The sequence below is a fragment of the Streptomyces sp. NPDC007189 genome, from assembly GCF_040703635.1.
Classification (GTDB): Bacteria; Actinomycetota; Actinomycetes; order Streptomycetales; family Streptomycetaceae; genus Streptomyces.
Genome location: NZ_JBEYEY010000006.1, coordinates 418,829 through 436,482, shown reverse-complemented (window position 1 = coordinate 436,482; position 17,654 = coordinate 418,829). Strand labels below are relative to the sequence as shown.

The 17,654-nt window shown below is 70.3% G+C and carries 18 protein-coding genes and 1 riboswitch; of the genes, 14 read left to right on the top strand and 4 right to left on the bottom strand.

Annotated elements, in window-relative coordinates; translation table 11 throughout:
- From AB0950_RS16170 to AB0950_RS16160, 3 genes are all read left to right on the top strand, one after another.
- The coding region (locus AB0950_RS16170) for a cbb3-type cytochrome c oxidase subunit I (protein ID WP_366778740.1) at positions 1-906 on the top strand (906 nt) is incomplete at its 5' end.
- Positions 903-1,301 carry a cytochrome c oxidase subunit 4 gene (locus tag AB0950_RS16165; RefSeq protein WP_360149852.1) on the top strand — a complete coding sequence of 133 codons (399 nt, stop codon included), beginning with the start codon at positions 903-905 and terminating at the stop codon, positions 1,299-1,301. The genes AB0950_RS16170 and AB0950_RS16165, both read left to right, overlap by 4 nt.
- 186 nt (positions 1,302-1,487) lie before the next feature.
- Positions 1,488-2,747 carry an Ig-like domain-containing protein gene (locus tag AB0950_RS16160; RefSeq protein WP_360149855.1) on the top strand — a complete coding sequence of 420 codons (1,260 nt, stop codon included), beginning with the start codon at positions 1,488-1,490 and terminating at the stop codon, positions 2,745-2,747.
- Positions 2,748-2,786: 39 nt separating this feature from the next.
- Here AB0950_RS16160 and AB0950_RS16155 read toward each other — a convergent pair whose 3' ends face one another.
- Positions 2,787-3,188 (bottom strand): hypothetical protein, encoded by a 402-nt coding sequence (locus AB0950_RS16155; RefSeq protein ID WP_360149858.1) that lies wholly within the window; start codon positions 3,186-3,188, stop codon positions 2,787-2,789.
- A 167-nt stretch (positions 3,189-3,355) separates the two neighbouring features.
- On the opposite strand from AB0950_RS16155, the gene AB0950_RS16150 reads away from it, so the two are divergent.
- The 6 genes from AB0950_RS16150 (at position 3,356) to AB0950_RS16125 (ending at position 10,445) form a co-directional block, all read left to right on the top strand.
- Positions 3,356-3,976: a heme-copper oxidase subunit III gene (locus AB0950_RS16150; protein ID WP_360149861.1), complete on the top strand. Its 621-nt coding sequence runs from the start codon at positions 3,356-3,358 to the stop codon at positions 3,974-3,976.
- 63 nt (positions 3,977-4,039) lie between these two features.
- The gene (locus AB0950_RS16145) at positions 4,040-4,852 is read left to right on the top strand and encodes a cytochrome c (protein ID WP_360149864.1); all 813 of its coding nucleotides are present in this window, start codon (positions 4,040-4,042) and stop codon (positions 4,850-4,852) included.
- The gene (locus tag AB0950_RS16140) at positions 4,849-5,907 is read left to right on the top strand and encodes a Rieske 2Fe-2S domain-containing protein (protein ID WP_360149867.1); all 1,059 of its coding nucleotides are present in this window, start codon (positions 4,849-4,851) and stop codon (positions 5,905-5,907) included. Before AB0950_RS16145 ends, AB0950_RS16140 begins: the two co-directional genes overlap by 4 nt.
- Complete coding sequence (locus AB0950_RS16135; RefSeq protein WP_360149870.1) at positions 5,904-7,541, top strand: cytochrome bc complex cytochrome b subunit; 1,638 nt, start codon at positions 5,904-5,906, stop codon at positions 7,539-7,541. The genes AB0950_RS16140 and AB0950_RS16135 overlap by 4 nt, the downstream gene beginning before the upstream one ends.
- Positions 7,542-7,667: 126 nt before the next feature.
- Positions 7,668-8,732 carry an anthranilate phosphoribosyltransferase gene (gene trpD, locus AB0950_RS16130; RefSeq protein ID WP_360149873.1) on the top strand — a complete coding sequence of 355 codons (1,065 nt, stop codon included), beginning with the start codon at positions 7,668-7,670 and terminating at the stop codon, positions 8,730-8,732.
- A 78-nt stretch (positions 8,733-8,810) separates the two neighbouring features.
- Positions 8,811-8,927, top strand: a riboswitch (SAM riboswitch).
- 156 nt (positions 8,928-9,083) lie between these two features.
- Positions 9,084-10,445, top strand: coding sequence for an aminotransferase class V-fold PLP-dependent enzyme (locus tag AB0950_RS16125; protein ID WP_360571502.1), 1,362 nt, complete (start codon positions 9,084-9,086; stop codon positions 10,443-10,445).
- Between the two features lie 41 nt (positions 10,446-10,486).
- On the opposite strand, the gene AB0950_RS16120 is transcribed toward AB0950_RS16125, so the two are convergent.
- Together AB0950_RS16120 and AB0950_RS16115 are read right to left on the bottom strand one after the other, a co-directional pair.
- Complete coding sequence (locus AB0950_RS16120) at positions 10,487-10,768, bottom strand: Lrp/AsnC ligand binding domain-containing protein (RefSeq protein ID WP_360149879.1); 282 nt, start codon at positions 10,766-10,768, stop codon at positions 10,487-10,489.
- The gene (locus tag AB0950_RS16115) at positions 10,765-11,508 is read right to left on the bottom strand and encodes a rhomboid family intramembrane serine protease (RefSeq protein ID WP_360149882.1); all 744 of its coding nucleotides are present in this window, start codon (positions 11,506-11,508) and stop codon (positions 10,765-10,767) included. The genes AB0950_RS16120 and AB0950_RS16115 overlap by 4 nt, the downstream gene beginning before the upstream one ends.
- A gap of 165 nt (positions 11,509-11,673) precedes the next feature.
- Between AB0950_RS16115 and AB0950_RS16110 the strand changes: the two genes are divergently transcribed.
- The 5 genes from AB0950_RS16110 (at position 11,674) to AB0950_RS16090 (ending at position 17,098) form a co-directional block, all read left to right on the top strand.
- Positions 11,674-11,913 carry a hypothetical protein gene (locus AB0950_RS16110; RefSeq protein ID WP_014672226.1) on the top strand — a complete coding sequence of 80 codons (240 nt, stop codon included), beginning with the start codon at positions 11,674-11,676 and terminating at the stop codon, positions 11,911-11,913.
- Between the two features lie 38 nt (positions 11,914-11,951).
- Positions 11,952-13,295 (top strand): NYN domain-containing protein, encoded by a 1,344-nt coding sequence (locus tag AB0950_RS16105; protein ID WP_360149886.1) that lies wholly within the window; start codon positions 11,952-11,954, stop codon positions 13,293-13,295.
- 220 nt (positions 13,296-13,515) lie between these two features.
- The gene (locus AB0950_RS16100) at positions 13,516-14,550 is read left to right on the top strand and encodes an NlpC/P60 family protein (RefSeq protein WP_360149889.1); all 1,035 of its coding nucleotides are present in this window, start codon (positions 13,516-13,518) and stop codon (positions 14,548-14,550) included.
- Positions 14,551-14,844: 294 nt separating this feature from the next.
- Complete coding sequence (locus AB0950_RS16095; protein WP_366778738.1) at positions 14,845-15,876, top strand: NlpC/P60 family protein; 1,032 nt, start codon at positions 14,845-14,847, stop codon at positions 15,874-15,876.
- 28 nt (positions 15,877-15,904) lie between these two features.
- Positions 15,905-17,098, top strand: coding sequence for a hypothetical protein (locus tag AB0950_RS16090; protein ID WP_366778737.1), 1,194 nt, complete (start codon positions 15,905-15,907; stop codon positions 17,096-17,098).
- 21 nt (positions 17,099-17,119) lie between these two features.
- Here the strand turns inward: AB0950_RS16090 and AB0950_RS16085 are convergent, their stop codons facing one another.
- Complete coding sequence (locus AB0950_RS16085; RefSeq protein WP_360149898.1) at positions 17,120-17,650, bottom strand: PadR family transcriptional regulator; 531 nt, start codon at positions 17,648-17,650, stop codon at positions 17,120-17,122.
- Between the last annotated feature and the right edge of the window lie 4 nt (positions 17,651-17,654).

Below are 17,654 nucleotides of genomic sequence, written 5' to 3'. Positions count from 1 at the left end.
CCGTTCTTCGGCATCATCTCCGAAGTGATCCCGGTGTTCTCCCGCAAGCCGATGTTCGGCTACATGGGCCTGATCGCCGCGACCATCTCCATCGCGGGCCTGTCCGTGACGGTGTGGGCGCACCACATGTACGTCACCGGCGGCGTGCTGCTGCCGTTCTTCTCCTTCATGACCTTCCTGATCGCCGTGCCGACAGGTGTGAAGTTCTTCAACTGGATCGGCACCATGTGGAAGGGCTCGCTGTCCTTCGAGACACCGATGCTCTGGGCCGTCGGCTTCCTGATCACCTTCACGTTCGGTGGTCTGACCGGTGTCATCCTGGCCTCGCCCCCGATGGACTTCCACGTCTCCGACTCGTACTTCGTGGTGGCCCACTTCCACTACGTCGTCTTCGGCACCGTCGTCTTCGCCATGTTCTCCGGCTTCCACTTCTGGTGGCCGAAGTGGACCGGCAAGATGCTGGACGAGCGCCTGGGCAAGATCACCTTCTGGACGCTGTTCATCGGCTTCCACGGCACGTTCCTGGTCCAGCACTGGCTGGGCGTGGAGGGCATGCCGCGCCGTTACGCCGACTACCTGGCCGCCGACGGCTTCACCGCCCTGAACACGATCTCGACGATCTGCTCCTTCCTGCTCGGCCTGTCGATCCTGCCGTTCCTCTACAACGTCTGGAAGACGGCCAAGTACGGCAAGCCGGTCGGCGTGGACGACCCGTGGGGCTACGGCCGCTCCCTGGAGTGGGCGACGTCCTGCCCGCCGCCGCGGCACAACTTCGTCACCCTGCCGCGGATCCGCAGCGAATCCCCGGCGTTCGACCTGCACCACCCCGAGATCGCCGCGCTCGAGCAGCTTGAGCACGCCGGTCACGGCAGCGCCATCGCGGGCAGCAAGGAGGCCGGCAAGTGAAGATCCAGGGCCGGATGTTCATCTGGCTGAGCTTCTTCCTCCTGATCATGGCCATCGTGTATGGCGTGTGGTCGAAGGAGCCGGCCGGCACCACGGCGCTCTTCCTGGCCTTCGGTCTGAGCGTGATGATCGGCTTCTACCTGGGCTTCACGGCCCGGCGGGTCGACGCGGGCGCCCAGGACGACAAGGAGGCCGACGTCGCGGACGACGCGGGCGAGCTGGGCTTCTTCAGCCCGCACAGCTGGCAGCCGCTGCTGCTGGGCTTCGGCGGTGCGATCGCGTTCCTCAGCATCGCGGTCGGCTGGTGGCTGATCTACTTCGCCGCCCCGTTCATCGCGGTCGGTCTGTTCGGCTGGGTGTTCGAGTACTACCACGGTGAGAACCGCACCCAGTAGCACCGAGCGCACCACCCGGGAGCCCGGACCCTTCGTCAGGAGGGGTCCGGGCTCCCGTCTTTTACACAGGTGGAGGCCGCATTCCGGCGCAGGCGCGGCCGGTGTGTCGTTCATTTGCAGCAGTGTCGATCCCTCGTACGGGTCACCTGCCGCGCCGATGAGGTCAGCGCCTCATAGCGTGATCGTATGAACCACACTCCGCGGACCCGCACCGTCGTCAGCTGCGCCCTGCTGGTGACCGCGCTCGGCATGGGCGTCACCGCCTGCGGTCCGGACGGCGACCCCCTGTCGGCCAAGCCGTACGACGCGGCGGACGTGATCTCCTTCAACGGGCCGACCGAGGCAGGGAAACAGGCCGATCCGGACAAGCCCCTGGAGGTCACCGCCGACGGCGACGACCGCATCACCGACGTCACCGTCCAGGACTCCGCAGGGCGCCATGTGGCGGGCGAACTCGCCGCCGACGGCAGCAGATGGCACAGCACCGCCCCGCTGGCCGCCAACGCCCATTACACGCTCACGGTGAGCACCGAGGACGACGACGGCGCGCCCGGCCGCAAGGTCTTCGCCTTCGACACCAGCAAACCCACCAGCAAGAAGCGCCTGGCCGTCACCTTCGGACCGAAATCGGGCCAGTACGGCGTCGGCGAGCCCATCACCGCCCAACTCGGCCAGCCGGTCAAGGACAAGGCGCAGCGCGCCGTCGTGGAGCGCGCCCTCCGGGTGGACTCCGTGCCGGCCGTGCAGGGCTCCTGGTACTGGGTGAGCGACAAGGAACTCCACTACCGGCCCAAGGAATACTGGCCCACCGGCACGACTGTCACGGTGCACAGCAACCTGGACGGCATCAAGATCGGCGACCGGCTGTGGGGCGGCCCGTCCAAGCCGGTGAAGATCACCATCGGCGAGCGGATCCTGGCCCTCACCGACGCCGCGGCCCACCAGCTGACGTTCTACAAGAACGGCGAGGCGATCAGACGGATCCCCGTCACCACCGGCAAGCCCGGCTACGACACCCGCAACGGCATCAAGGTCGTCCTGGAGAAGGCGTACCTCGTACGGATGCGCGGCACCACGATCGGCATCTCCGCGAACAGCTCCGACTCCTACGACCTGAACGTCTACTACGCCGCCCGGGTGACCTGGTCCGGCGAATACGTGCACGCCGCGCCCTGGTCCGTGGGCTCACAGGGCTACGCGAACGTCAGCCACGGCTGCACCGGCATGAGCAACGCCAACGCCGCCTGGTTCTTCAACAACATCCACCCCGGTGACATCGTCCAGGTCGTCAACTCGGGCGGCCACCGGATGGAGGACTTCGGCAACGGCTTCGGCGACTGGAACGTCGACTGGAACAAATGGACCCAGGGCAGCGCCCTGACCACTACGAAGCAGACCACGCCATCGGCCGCAGACACGGTACGCCTCCAGCCGACGGCGCTGTAAGCGCCCCGAACGGGGCGCGGGGCCGTGCCCCGGGCGCTACTAGGCGCTCAGCAACCTCTTCTGCCGGAGCAGGGAGGCAAGGGCCGAGGAGAACTCCACGGGATCCACCGGCAAGGTGACCGCCGCATCGGCCCGACTCCACGTCGCCAGCCAGGCATCCTGGGGCCGCCCCATCAGAAGCAGCACCGGCGGGCAGTTGAACACCTCGTCCTTGATCTGCCGGCACACCCCCATACCGCCCATCGGCACGGCCTCGCCGTCCAGCACGCAGACGTCGATGCCGCCCTTGTCCAGCTCACGCAGCACCGCGGCCGGCGTGGCGCACTCGACGAACTCGACGAGGGGCACGTCCGGAGCGGGCCTGCGGCCGGCGGCCAGCCGTACTTGCTCGCGGGTGTTGGAGTCGTCGCTGTAGACCAGCACCGTGGCGGTCGGCTGCATGGTTCCTCCGGGACGTCGGCGTCGTACGGACGGGACGGACAGGGCCGTTCGGGGCGGAGCTTACTCCCGTGGAAGTCCCCATGAACACCACGTCAACACCGCTTCGGCGGGGAGCAACACTCCGAACGGCACCCCCCGGAGTGAGGGCGGGATAAGCGACCGACATAATGTCGGTCGTGGCGACAGCAACGACAGTAGAAACCGGGCACGCGCACCCGTCGGTCAATCGGCCGAACCTCACCAGTGTCGGAACCATCATCTGGCTGAGTTCCGAGCTGATGTTCTTCGCGGCCCTCTTCGCGATGTACTTCACCCTGCGATCGGTGACGGGTCCGGCGCACTGGAAGCACATGGCCTCCGCGCTCAATGTGCCCTTCTCGGCGACGAACACCACGATCCTGGTGCTCTCCTCGCTCACCTGCCAGCTCGGCGTGTTCGCCGCCGAGCGGGGCGACGTGAAGAAGCTCAGGGGGTGGTTCATCCTCACCTTCATCATGGGTGCGATCTTCATCGGCGGTCAGATCTACGAGTACACGAGCCTGGTGAGGGACGAGGGCATCTCGCTCTCCTCCGACCCGTACGGCTCGGTGTTCTACCTGACCACCGGCTTCCACGGCCTGCACGTGACGGGCGGTCTCATCGCCTTCCTGCTGGTCCTGGGACGCACCTACATGGCCAAGAGGTTCACCCACGAGCAGGCGACCGCCGCCATCGTCGTGTCCTACTACTGGCACTTCGTCGATGTGGTCTGGATCGGCCTTTTCGCCACGATCTACCTGATCAAGTAGCCGGGACCGGTTCCCGCACATCCAGAAGCACCGACGCAGAAGATCCTGACACCGGGGTAATCCGTGAAAAAGCTCTCCGCACGACGACGCCATCCGCTGGCGGCGGTCGTCGTCCTACTCCTCGCGCTGGCGGCCACTGGGGGGCTGTACGCCGCGTTCGCACCCGCGGGCAAGGCGCAGGCCGATGATTCCGCCCAGTCCCTGACCATCCAGGAGGGCAAGAAGCTCTACGAGGTCGGCTGCGCCAGCTGCCACGGCACCGGTGGCCAGGGCTCCTCCGACGGGCCGAGCCTGGTCGGCGTGGGCGCCGCGGCCGTCGACTTCCAGGTCGGCACCGGCCGTATGCCCGCGGCCACCTCGCAGGGCGCCCAGGTCCCGCGCAAGAAGGTCGTCTACAACCAGACGCAGATCGACCAGCTCGCCGCGTACGTCGCCTCGCTGGGCGCCGGCCCGAGCGTCCCCACCAAGGACCAGTACGGTCCGGCCGGCGCGGACATCGCCAAGGGCGGCGAGCTGTTCCGCACCAACTGCGCGCAGTGCCACAACTTCACCGGCAAGGGCGGTGCCCTCAGCAAGGGCAAGTACGCGCCGAGCCTCGAGGGTGTCGCCCCGAAGCACATCTACGAGGCCATGCAGACCGGCCCGCAGAACATGCCGAACTTCCCCGACACCACGCTGTCCTCGAAGAACAAGAAGGACATCATCGCGTACCTGAACGCGGTCGACAGCGACAAGACGACGAACCCCGGTGGTCTCGAGCTGGGCGGCCTCGGGCCGGTCACCGAGGGTCTGTTCGCCTGGATCTTCGGACTCGGCGCGTTGATCGCGGTCGCCGTCTGGGTCGCCGCTCGGACCGCAAAGGCCAAGAAGTCATGAGTAGCCAAGACATTCCAGAAGAGAACCTGCCCGCTGAGCAGGACCACGCGCACGGCGCGGTAGGGATCGCGGACGAGGAGAACCCGTTCGCGGACCCGGGCCTGCCGCCCCACGAGCACCGCGTCCAGGACATCGACGAGCGGGCCGCCAGGCGGTCCGAGCGCGCGGTCGCCCTGCTGTTCACGGTGTCGATGCTGGCCACCGTCGGCTTCATCGCCTCGTACGTGACGATCCCGCACGACAAGAGCATCTTCGTGTTCCCGATCGGGCACGTCAGCGCGCTGAACTTCGCGCTGGGCCTGACCCTGGGCGCGGCGCTGTTCTGCATCGGCGCGGGCGCGGTCCACTGGGCCCGCACCCTGATGTCCGACGTCGAGGTCGCCGACGAGCGGCACCCGATCGAGGCCGCCCCCGAGGTCCGCGCGAAGGTCCACGCGGACTTCAAGCAGGGCGCCAAGGAGTCGGCGCTCGGCCGCCGCAAGCTGATCCGCAACACGATGTTCGGTGCGCTGGCGCTGGTGCCGCTCTCCGGCGTCATGCTGCTGCGCGACCTCGGCCCGCTGCCCGGCACCTCCCTGCGTCACACGCTGTGGGCCAAGGGCAAGCGTCTGGTCAACATGAACACGGGCCAGCCGCTGCGTCCCGAGGACGTCGCCGTCGGCTCCCTCACCTTCGCCAAGCCCGACGGGCTCGAGGAGGCGAGCGAGGACTTCCAGACGGAGATCGCCAAGGCCGCGCTGATGATCGTCCGGCTCCAGCCGGGCAACATCAAGGACAAGCGCGAGCTCGACTGGTCGCACCAGGGCATCGTCGCGTTCTCGAAGATCTGCACCCACGTCGGCTGCCCGATCTCCCTGTACGAGCAGCAGACGCACCACGTGCTGTGCCCGTGCCACCAGTCCACCTTCGACCTCTCCGACGGTGCCCGAGTGATCTTCGGCCCCGCCGGCCACGCCCTGCCGCAGCTGCGCATCGGTGTGGACAGTGAGGGTTACCTCCAGGCGCTCGGCGACTTCGAGGAGCCCGTCGGTCCTGCATTCTGGGAGCGCGGATGAGTACTGCATCGAACGACGCACCCCGCTCTCGCGGGAAGGCGCCGGCCGGCGAGCGGATCGCCGACTGGGCCGACGGCCGGCTCGGGATCTACTCCCTGGCCAAGTCCAACATGCGCAAGATCTTCCCCGACCACTGGTCGTTCATGTTGGGCGAAGTGTGCATGTACAGCTTCATCATCATCATCCTGACGGGTGTGTACCTGACGCTGTTCTTCCACCCGTCGATGAACGAGGTGGTCTACCACGGCAGCTACGTCCCGCTTCAGGGACAGATGATGTCCGAGGCGTTCAACTCGACCCTGCACATCTCCTTCGACGTGCGCGGTGGTCTGCTCATCCGGCAGATCCACCACTGGGCCGCGCTGATCTTCCTCGCCGGCATGTTCGTGCACATGATGCGCGTGTTCTTCACCGGCGCCTTCCGCAAGCCGCGTGAGATCAACTGGCTGTTCGGCTTCCTGCTGTTCGTCCTCGGCATGTTCACCGGCTTCACCGGTTACTCGCTCCCGGACGACCTGCTCTCCGGCACCGGTGTCCGCTTCATGGAGGGCGCGATCCTGTCCGTGCCGATCGTCGGCACGTACCTGTCGTACTTCCTCTTCGGCGGTCAGTTCCCCGGCCACGACTTCGTCGCCCGGTTCTACTCGATCCACATCCTGCTGCTGCCGGGCATCATGCTCGGCCTGATGGTGGGCCACCTGATCCTGGTCTTCTACCACAAGCACACGCAGTTCGCGGGTCCGGGCAAGAGCAACAACAACGTCGTCGGCATGCCGCTGCTGCCGGTCTACATGGCCAAGGCCGGAGGCTTCTTCTTCCTGGTCTTCGGTGTCATCGCGGCCATCGCGGCGGTCGCCCAGATCAACCCGATCTGGGCCATGGGCCCCTACCGTCCGGACCAGGTGTCCACCGGCGCCCAGCCCGACTGGTACATGGGCTTCTCCGAGGGCCTGATCCGCTTCATGCCGGGCTGGGAGATCAACTTCTGGGGTCACACGCTCGTCCTGGGCGTGTTCATCCCGCTGGTGATCTTCCCGCTGGTCCTGGCGGCGATCGCGGTCTACCCGTTCATCGAGTCCTGGGTCACCGGGGACAAGCGCGAGCACCACATCCTGGACCGCCCGCGCAACGCCCCGACCCGCACCGGCCTCGGTGTCGCGTGGATGACGCTGTACCTGCTTCTGCTGGTCGGCGGTGGCAACGACCTGTGGGCCACGCACTTCCACCTGTCGATCAACGCCGTGACCTGGTTCGTCCGGATCGGCTTCTTCGTCGGCCCGGTCATCGCGTTCCTCGTCACCAAGCGGATCTGCCTGGGTCTGCAGCGGCGCGACCGCGAGAAGGTGCTGCACGGCCGCGAGACCGGCATCATCAAGCGGCTGCCGCACGGTGAGTTCATCGAGGTGCACGAGCCGCTCAGCCAGGAGCAGCTGCACACCCTCACCGCGCACCAGCAGTACAAGCCGGCCGAGATCGGCCCGACGGTCGACGAGAACGGCGTCGAGCGCAAGGTGGGCGCCGGCGAGAAGCTGCGGGCGAAGCTGTCCAACGCCTACTACGGCGAGAACAACCAGATCCCGAAGCCGACCGTCGAGGAGTACAAGGAGATCACGAGCGGCCACGGCCACCACTGATCCCCGCGTCGCCACGCCACGCAGAAGGGCCCCGTCCGGCTTACGGACGGGGCCCTTCGCCGTGTCCTGGGGTGGATAGGGTGGGAATCCACCACTGATTTCGTGTACGACACCCAGGAGCGGCTGATGAGCGCTGTGACCCCCGCTGGAGGCGACACCGCGGCGGGCCGTTCCTGGCCCGCCCTGCTGAACGGCCTGCTGGACGGCCAGGACCTGTCCGCCGACGACACGGCGTGGGCGATGGACCTGATCATGCGCGGCGAGGCGACCGACGCGCAGATCGCCGGGTTCATGGTGGCCCTGCGGGCCAAGGGCGAGACGGTGGAGGAGATCACCGGGCTCGTCCGCACGATGTACGCGCACGCCAATGTGATCGAGGTGCCGGGGCCGGCCGTCGACATCGTCGGCACCGGCGGCGACGGCGCCAAGACGGTGAACATCTCCACGATGTCGTCGATCGTCGTGGCGGGCACGGGCGCCAAGGTCGTCAAGCACGGCAACCGCGCCGCGTCCTCCGCCTCCGGGTCCTCCGACGTGCTGGAGAAGCTCGGGATCAATCTGAACCTGACCCCGCAGCGGGTCGCCGAGGTGGCCGAAGAAGCCGGCATCACCATCTGCTTCGCGGTGAGGTTCCACCCGTCCCTGCGTCATGTCGCCCCGGCGCGCGGCCAGTTGGGCATCCGCACCACCTTCAACGTCCTCGGCCCGCTGACCAACCCCGCGCAGGTCCGGTCCCAGGCCGTCGGCGTCGCCGATCCCCGGATGGCGCCCATCGTGGCCGGGGTCCTCGCCGAGCGCGGCAACTCCGCCCTGGTGTTCCGCGGCGACGACGGCCTGGACGAGCTGACCACGACCGCCACCTCGCGGGTCTGGGTGGTCCGGGACGGCAAGGTCGCCGAGGAGTCCTTTGACCCCAGGGACGTCGGACTCGACCTCGTCCCCGTGGAGGCCCTGCGCGGCGCGGACGCCTCGTACAACGCGGAGGTGGCGCGGCGCCTGCTGGACGGCGAGAAGGGCCCGGTGCGGGACGCGGTGCTGCTGAACTCGGCGGCGGCCCTCGCGGCCCTGCACCCGACGGACGCCCCGCTCGCCGACCAGCTGCGGGCCGGCATGGCCCGGGCCGCCGAGTCCATCGACTCGGGTGCGGCGAAGCGCACGCTGGAGCGCTGGGTGGCGGCCAGCAACGCCTAGCGGTCACCGGAGGTCGTCGTCCCGCGATCCGGACACGGGTTGCGGGGCGGCGATCTTTTCCCTTAAGTTCCCGTACCAGGTCATGAGTGACAGCCATCAGGCCCCGGCCGGCTGTCCGGCAACCCTCCGTCCGTGGCGGGGTGCCCCGGGTGAGGACCAGGCCGTAGGCAGCGAGGTCTACGGCAAGCGCGGACCCCTCGCGCGCTGCTGAGCGCGGGACCAGGGGTCCTGGTCATCGAGGGAGCCTTCCGTGAGCCAGCGAATGCGATAGGGCCGCCGAGCCCCGCCTCCGCACACCCCTCTTCTCATCTTCCTGCGCCCTCGAGGCGTATGTCTCACGGGAGTTCACCCATGTCCGTCTTCACCGCTGCCGCCGACCAGTCCGTTTGTGCCCCGCTGCCCGTTCTGGGCAGGGATGTCACCGTCCCGCTCGTCACCGGCGGCGAGGTCACCTACGCGGCCCTCGACTACGCGGCCAGCGCCCCCGCCCTGCAGCGCGTCTGGGACGACGTGGCCGCCTACGCGCCGTACTACGGCAGCGTCCACCGCGGCGCCGGCTACCTCTCCCAGCTGTCCACCGACCTGTTCGAGAACGCCCGCAGGACCGTCGCCGAGTTCCTCGGCTGCCGCGCCGACGACCAGGTGGTCTTCACCCGTTCCACCACCGACTCGCTGAACCTGCTGGCCCGTGCGCTGCCCGCCGGATGCCAGGTCTTCGTCTTCGAGACCGAGCACCACGCCTCCCTGCTGCCCTGGCAGGACGCGCGGGTGACCTACCTCGACGCCCCGCGCACCCCCCAGCAGGCCGTCACGACCCTGGAGCGGGCCCTCGCCGACCGCGACCCCTACGGCCCGGCCCTGGTCTGCGTCACCGGCGCCTCCAACGTCACCGGCGAGCTGTGGCCGGTGCGCGAACTGGCCGCCGCCGCCCACGCGCACGGCGCCCGGATCGTCCTCGACGCCGCCCAGCTGGCCCCGCACCACCCGGTGAACGTCCGCGACCTGGACGTCGACTGGGTCGCCTTCTCCGGGCACAAGCTGTACGCCCCCTTCGGCTCCGGCGTCCTGGCCGGCCGCGCCGACTGGCTGCGCGCGGCCGAGCCCTACCTCGCCGGCGGCGGCGCCAGCCGCAAGGTGACCCGGCGTCAGGACGGCGGCGTGGACGTGGAGTGGCACGACAGCGCCGCCCGGCACGAGGCGGGCTCCCCGAATGTCATCGGCGCCTACTCCATCGCGTCGGCCTGCAAGGCCCTCACCGAGGCCGGCTGGGAGAACCTGGTCGCCCGCGAGCAGCACCTGATCGCCAGGGTCCGCGAGGGTCTCGCCGAGGTCCCGCAGGTGCGGATCCTGTCCCTGTTCGGCGACGACGCCCCGCGCGTCGGCGTCATCTCCTTCGTCGTCGAGGGCTGGAACAGCTCCCACTTCGCCGCCGCGCTCTCCGCCGAGTACGGCATCGGCGTGCGCGACGGCCTCTTCTGCGCCCACCCCCTGGTCCGCACCCTCCTCGGCAGCGACCCGCAGGCCCAGGGCGAGTGCGGCGCCCCCGAGGCCGCGCCGGGCGAGAAGTCCCTCAACGCCATCCGCGTCAGCTTCGGCGCCGGCACGCCCGACGAGCACGTGGACCGCTTCGTCACCGCCGTGAAGGAACTCGTGACCGAGGGTGCGAAGTGGACGTACCGCACGGAGGACGGCCGCTGCGTCCCGGCGGTCTGATCAGCGCGCCCCGCACCCGCCTGGGCAGCTGGTCGAAACGATCAGTTGTCCAGGCCGATCGCGAACGCCGCCTCGAGGTCGTGCTGGGAGTACGTCCGGAACGCGACGTGCGTGTCCGTGGCCTCGACGCCGGGGATCTTGCTGATCCGGCCGGGGATGACGTCGGCCAGGTCGTCGTGCCGGCGCACCCGGACCATGGCGATCAGGTCGTAGGTGCCGGTGACCGAGAAGACCTCGCTGACGCTCTCCAGAGCGGCGATCTCCTCCGCGATCTCGGGGATCCGGTCGACACTGGTCTTGATCAGAACGATCGCGGTGATCACGGCTGGTTCTCTCCCTCGAGGGCCTGAGCAGGGGCGGCTTTCACTCTAGTCCCACGGCCGTAGCGCACCCACGCGTAGCCGAAGCCGAGGCCGAAGCCGACCACGTGCGCCAGATAGGCCACCCCGGGGCCGTCGGACGCGCGCCCCGCCGCCGCCCACTGCAGCGCCGCCCAGAACGGCAGCACGACCCACGCGGGGAAGCGGAGCGGCAGGAAGAACAGGAACGGCAGGAGACTGGTCACACGCGCGCGGGGGAACAGGTAGAGGAACGCTCCGAGGACCGCCGAGATCGCCCCGGAGGCGCCGACCAGCGACTGCCCGGAGGCGGCGTTGGCGGCCGCGTAGCCCAGCAGGGCCAGGTAGCCGCAGCCGACGTAGAACAGGGTGAACTCGACCCGGCCCATCCGTTCCTCGGTCATCGTGCCGAAGACGAAGAGGAAGAGCATGTTGCCGAGCAGATGCACCCAGTTTCCGTGCACGAACAGGGCCGTGGCCGGGGTCAGGGCGTCGCGCACCGGCCTGGCGAACAGCTCGGCCGGCACCACGCCCCAGCGCGCGAAGTACGCCCGCTGCGCGCCGAGCAGGGCCTCCCCGGAGCCGTATCCGGGGGTGAGCCCGGAGGCCGGGCCCAGGACGAAGAGCAGACAGCACAGGGCGATGAGGCCGTACGTCATGGGCGCCGAGGTGCTCCGGACCGCTCGGAGAACCCTGCCGGCCGCCGTACTCCACTGGCTGATCATGAATACAGAGCATGACGTAACGGGACGCACGCTGACAGACCGCCTCGCCGCCGTGGACGGATCAGCGGCGAGTCGCCGCCAGGCCGTAGGGTTACGGCCACACGCGTCGGCCGGCGGCGCGTGCGGCCAGCACGAGCGATGACGAGAAGGAAGCGGACAGCGACGATGACGGTTCCCCTGCCGACCGCGACGACCCGATGGCGCTGCACCCTGTGCGGCAACCTCACCCGGTTCGACGTGACGCGTTCCTCGAAGGTCGTCGAGTACGTCCACCTCGATCTGGCGGGGGAGCCGACCGTGGAGGAGCGCGAGGTCGTCAGTGAGACCATCGAGTCGGTGCGCTGCCGCTGGTGCAACGCGGTGGACCAGGTGGAACTCGTGGACAGGCCGGGTGCCGGCTCCTGAGGAGCGGCCCCGGGCAGGGAAGTAGTGGGGTGTGACGGATGGCGGAGACCACAGGCGGGGGGCCGGGCGACGGCACCGCTGAGGTGCTTGACCGTCCGCTGCCCGAGGGCGTGCGCCACCGGGTCGTGCAGATCGTCTCGGACGGCTTCGGCGGCCTGACCCTGTCGGAACTGCCCGCCCAGCTGAGGCAGTACGCCCGGTTCACCCCCACCCGCCGGGCGAAGTTCGCCGGGAACGCGATGGCGGCGGCGCTGGAGACCGACGCGCTGTTCCGGCAGCGGATCGGCGAGAAGCTCAGAGAGGCGCAGCCGGAACTGACCGGCGCCCTCGACTCCGGCTGCCCGCCCCCGGCCGCGGACCCGCTCGACGTGGCGGCCGCGGCCTACGTACTGCGCCCGGCGGGCTGGGTGAAGCTGGTCACCGCGGCCGGCGAGGAGGCCCAGCGCGCGGACGCCGAGCGCGCCGACGAGGAGACCCGGGCCGAACTGGACCGGCTGCGCGCCGAGCTGGCCCATGCCCGCGAGCACACCCGCGCCGAGACCGAACGGCTGCGCGCGGAGCTGGAGTCGGCGAAGAAGGAAGCCGAATCGCTTCACCGCAAACTCCGGGCCGCCCTCAGCGACGTCAAGCGCGGCGAGGCCGCCCTGCGCAAGGCCCAGGGCGAGATGGACGCCCTGCGCGCCGAGGCGCACACCCGGATGTCGGCCGCCGAGAGCGAGGCCCGCCGGCTCAAGGCCCGGCTGGGCGAGGCCGAGGCCGCGCTGGAGGCCACCCGCCGCGCCGCCCGCGAGGGCCGCAGCGTGGAGGACATGCGGGTACGGCTGCTGCTCGACACCCTGCTGGACGCCACCCAGGGCCTGCGGCGTGAACTCGCCCTGCCCCCGGTGTCCGTGCGCCCCGCCGAGACCGTGGACGCCGTCGAACCGGGCCGTATGACCCCCAAGGACATCGCGGCGCGCGCCCTGTCGGAGCACGACCCGGCGATCCTCGACCAGCTGCTCGCGCTGCCGCAGGCGCATCTGGTGGTCGACGGCTACAACGTCACCAAGACCGGCTATCCGCAGATGCCGCTGGAGAAGCAGCGCCTGAGGCTGCTCGGTCAGCTCTCCGCGCTCGCGGCGCAGACCGGCGCCGAGGTGACGTGCGTCTTCGACGGCGCCGAACTGGCCGCCCCGGTGCTGCTCGCGCCGCCGCGCGGGGTGCGGGTGCTGTTCTCCAAGCCGGGCGTCACCGCGGACGAGCTGATCCGCCAGCTCGTGCGCGCCGAGCCGCCGGGGCGTCCGGTCATCGTCGCCTCCACCGACCGCGAGGTGGCCGACGGGGTCGCCAGGGCGGGTGCCCGACCGGTCGCGTCTGCGGTACTTCTCAAGCGACTGTCCTGAAGATCCGGCGGACATGTGCAATGTCCCAATTGGCTGGATCTTGACACCACCTAGTGTCAAGCGCGCATCACTGCTTGTGAGTTGTGTGCAAAGAATGCATTGTGTGATGCGATTTTCTGGTGTGAGGATTTGAACTGATCACAACTGGGTCACTAGGGTCTGGGCTCGAACCTCCGAACGGGTGATCACTCACTCACTCACAAGAAGGAGTTCGTCCTCCGTGGCGTCCCATCGTCGACCCAAGCAGCAGAGTCGCGCCCGCGTGACCGTGCTGACCACCGCAGCCGCCGCCGCTGTCGTCCTGAGCGCGAACGCCGCCAATGCCGCGCCGAGCCAGAAGCTCACCAAGGACCAGGTCAAGGCCAAGGTCGACAAGCTCTACGAGGAGGCCGAGCAGGCCACCGAGAAGTTCAACGGGGCGAAGGACAAGCAGCAGAAGCTGCAGAAGGAAATCTCCACCATCCAGGACAACGTCGCCCGCGGTCAGCAGGACCTCAACAAGCTGCGCGACGGCCTGGGTTCGCTGGCCACCGCGCAGTACCGCTCGGGCGGCATCGATCCCTCGGTCCAGCTCTTCCTGTCCTCCAACCCGGACGACTTCCTCGACAAGGCCTCCACGCTCGACCAGTTGAGCGCCCAGCAGGTCGACGCCCTGAAGAAGATCCAGGACAAACAGCGCGAACTCGCCCAGGAGCGCGCCGAGGCCTCCGACAAGCTCAAGGACCTCTCCGCCACGCGCACCCAGCTGGAGGAGAAGAAGAAGGAAGTCCAGGCCAAGCTCGCCGAGGCGCAGAAGATCCTCAACACCCTGACGGCCAAGGAGAAGCAGGAACTGGCCGCCCAGCAGGCGCGCGCCGACCGCTCCTCCAGCGAGCGCGTGAACCTCGGCGACGCCCCGCCCGCCTCCGGCCGCGCCGCCGCCGCCTTCTCCGCCGCCCAGAGCAGGCTCGGCTCGCCGTACGTCTACGGCGCCTCCGGCCCGTCCTCCTTCGACTGCTCGGGCCTGACCTCCTGGGCCTACGCCCAGGCCGGCGTCTCCATACCGCGCACCTCCGAGGCGCAGGCCACCATCGGCACCCGGATCTACGACCAGAGCCAGCTCAAGGTCGGCGACCTGGTGTTCTTCTACGGCGACATCCACCACGTCGGCCTGTACGCCGGCAACGGCCAGGTGCTGCACGCGCCGCACACCGGCGCCGTCGTCCGCTACGAGGCGATGTCCGACATGCCGTTCCAGTTCGGCGTCCGCGTCTGACCCCACCCGCGCGACGCGGCCCGATCCTCCCGCGGAACCCGGTCTGTTACCCGCGTACGCGGCCGGAACGCCGTCGGGATGGCGCCCGAACGGGCGAATCCCGTGGACCGGAGCTGACTCCACGCCCCGCCGGTGACCTGCGTCAGCGGCGGGGCGTCACTGTGCGTCGCCACCCCGGCCGTTGGTCGGCGCCCCCGCGCCCGGCTACTGTCTGCCGCGTTTCCCCGGCGCCCGGGGTCTCCCCGTCCCCAGGCGCCGGGGAACGGCCGTACGTCCGCCAGCAGAAGGACTGCCGTGGGGTCTCATCGCCGCCTTGCCTCCTCCGGATTCGACCGGGGCGCCGCCGCCCTGTGCGTACTGTCGGCCGCGACCGCCGCGCTCGGCGCCGTACCGGCGCACGCGGCCCCGCACGCCGACGCCCGCGCCGAGGTGGACCGCCTCTACCAGGAGGCCGAGCAGGCGACCCAGGCCTTCGACAAGGCCCAGGAGCGCGCGGGGGTGCTGCGCCGCGAGGTGCGGGCCGCCCAGGACCACATCGCCCGGCAGCAGCAGCGCGTCAACACCCTGCGCGAGCAGCTCGGTGCGCTGGCCGGCGCCCAGTACCGGGCGGGCGGCATCGACCCGGCCGTCGCGCTGCTCTTCTCCGACGACCCCGACGACTACCTCGACAAGGCCGCCACCCTCGACCGCATCACCGCCCAACAGGCGGGCCACCTGCGGGAGTTGCAGTCGGTGATGCGGGAACTGGCCCAGGAGCGCGCGCAGGCGGCCGGGAAGCTCGCCGAGCTGGAGCGCAGCCGGGAGGCCGTGGCCGCGCACAAGCGGACCGTGCAGAAGAAGCTCGCCAAGGCCCAGCGGGTGCTCGGCACGCTGTCGCCCGCCGCACGCGCCGCCTTCGGCCGGGCCTCGCGCTCCGACGACTCCGGCCGCGCCGACCTGTCCGAGCTGTCCGACCTGGCCGGCGGCAGCGTCGCCCCCGACGCCCGCGCCGCCGCCGCGGTGGCCGCCGCCCGCTCCGCCCTCGGCCGGCCGTACGTGTGGGGCGCCAACGGCCCCTCCGGCTTCGACTGCTCGGGCCTGATGCAGTGGTCGTACGCGCATGCCGGGGTCCAGCTGCCGCGCACCTCGCAGGAGCAGCGCTTCGCCGGCCGGCGCGTCCCGCTGTCGCGGATCCGGCCCGGCGACCTCGTGGTGTACCGCTCCGACGCCAGCCACGTGGGCATGTACGTGGGCGACGGCCGGGTCATCCACGCCCCCTATCCGGGAGCGGCGGTGCGCTACGACCCGGTCGGGATGATGCCGATCTCCTCGGTCACCCGGCCCTGATCCGGCCGCTCGCCGATACGATCGGGAAGTGGCTGGTCGCAGGCGGGCGTGGAGCATCGGGGCCGTGGGGCTCGTCCTGCTGCTGCCCTTGGCGGGCTGCGGCGGCACCCCGGCCGACTCCACCCGCACCGAGGTGCAGCACCTGCTCGACCGGCGCTCCGCCGCCCTGCTGCACCACGACGAGACGGCGTACGGGGCGACGGGCGCCCGCACCGAGTACACCCGGCTGCGCGCCCTGCCGCTGGCCTCGTGGCGCTACCGGGTCACCGAGGTGCACCGCACCGGTTCCGGCGCCACCGCGGACGCCGACCTCAGCTACCGCGTCGCCGGGTACGACAGGGCCCCGGTCGACGCCCGCCGCACCCTCACCCTGCGCCGTACCGCGGACGGCAGGTGGTACGTCACCGCCGACCGGGCCGCCCGGGACGCCGGGCAGCAGCTGTGGGACCAGGGCGCGGTGACCGCCGTCAAGGGCGCCCACAGCCTGGTGCTGGGCACCGGGCCGACCACCGCCGGCCTGCGCGGATACGCGCGGCTCGCCGACCGCGCGGTCCCGGCCGTCTCCCGGGTCTGGGGCGCCGGCTGGGCCCGCCATGTCGTCGTCCTCGTCCCGCGCTCCCTCGACGGCATGGCCGGGCTGCTGGGGTCGCCGGCCGCCAACTACCGGGGCATCGCCGCCGTCACCACCGGGGAGGCGGGCGGCTCGGGCCAGGCCCCGGCGGACCGGGTGGTCGTCAACCCGGAGGCCTACGCCATCCTCGGCGACCTCGGCAAGCAGGTGGTGCTCACCCACGAGACCACCCATGTGGCCACCCGCGCGCAGACCACCGCGGCGACCCCGCTGTGGCTCTCCGAGGGCTTCGCGGACTGGATCGGCTACCTCGGCACCGGCCGCACCCCGACCGAGGCCGCGCCGGAGCTCACCCGTACCGTCCAGGACGGCCACGCGCCCACCGCGCTCCCCACCGACAAGGACTTCGGCTTCACCAGCGCCCCCGCCGAGCTCGCGCGGGCCTACGAGGGCGGCTGGCTGGCCTGCCGGATGATCGCCGAACGCTGGGGCACGGCCCGGCTCGACGCCTTCTACCGCGCCGTGGGCGCACATCAGCAGCGGGCGGGCGCGGTCGAGGAGGCCCTGAAGAAGGTGCTGGGGACCACGACCGAGGCGTTCACCGAGCAGTGGCGGGAGTACGTGCGGGAGCAGCTGACCCCGACCGAGTGACCAACGCGCCCCGGCGGCCGGTCAGTCGGCCTTCTCCAGGGTCTCGATGGCCTCCCGCAGCCAGGCCCGCTCCGCCTGCCCGGTGGCCCGGGCGACCCGCAGCATGCCCGCGCGGAACAGGTCCCCGGCCTCCTCGGCGCGCACCGGCTCGCCCTTCCGGTAGAAGAAGCTCGCCGGGGTCTGGAGGAAGTCCAGCCGGCGGCGCAGCACGGCCGCCTGGGCGGCGGGGTCGTCCAGGTGCCGCAGGAAGGCCAGGAGCGTGTTGAAGCGGACGTGGTCGGTGATCTCCGCCTGCTTGGGGTCGCGCAGCCGCGCGAGCAGCTCCCGCCGGCCCTCGGCCGTCAGGGACAGCACCCGGCGCGGGGCGGCGCTCGCGCCGTCCTCGGTGCGCTGGTCGAGCAGTCCGGCGGCGACGAGCCGGTTGATGGCCGGGTAGAGCGCGCCGTCGCTGACCGGGCGGACATGGCCGCTCAGCGCCTTGATGCGCTCCTTCAGCTCGTAGCCGTGCAGCGGCTCCTCGGCGAGGAAGCCCAGGATCGTCAACTCCAGCACGCGG

Coding starts and splice junctions, on each gene's coding strand:
- AB0950_RS16160 (WP_360149855.1), top strand. CDS start 1,488: ATGAACCACACTCCGCGGACCCGCACCGTCGTCAGCTGCGCCCTGCTG.
- AB0950_RS16155 (WP_360149858.1), bottom strand. CDS start 3,188: ATGCAGCCGACCGCCACGGTGCTGGTCTACAGCGACGACTCCAACACC.
- AB0950_RS16150 (WP_360149861.1), top strand. CDS start 3,356: ATGTCGGTCGTGGCGACAGCAACGACAGTAGAAACCGGGCACGCGCAC.
- AB0950_RS16140 (WP_360149867.1), top strand. CDS start 4,849: ATGAGTAGCCAAGACATTCCAGAAGAGAACCTGCCCGCTGAGCAGGAC.
- AB0950_RS16135 (WP_360149870.1), top strand. CDS start 5,904: ATGAGTACTGCATCGAACGACGCACCCCGCTCTCGCGGGAAGGCGCCG.
- trpD (WP_360149873.1), top strand. CDS start 7,668: ATGAGCGCTGTGACCCCCGCTGGAGGCGACACCGCGGCGGGCCGTTCC.
- AB0950_RS16125 (WP_360571502.1), top strand. CDS start 9,084: ATGTCCGTCTTCACCGCTGCCGCCGACCAGTCCGTTTGTGCCCCGCTG.
- AB0950_RS16115 (WP_360149882.1), bottom strand. CDS start 11,508: ATGATCAGCCAGTGGAGTACGGCGGCCGGCAGGGTTCTCCGAGCGGTC.
- AB0950_RS16110 (WP_014672226.1), top strand. CDS start 11,674: ATGACGGTTCCCCTGCCGACCGCGACGACCCGATGGCGCTGCACCCTG.
- AB0950_RS16105 (WP_360149886.1), top strand. CDS start 11,952: ATGGCGGAGACCACAGGCGGGGGGCCGGGCGACGGCACCGCTGAGGTG.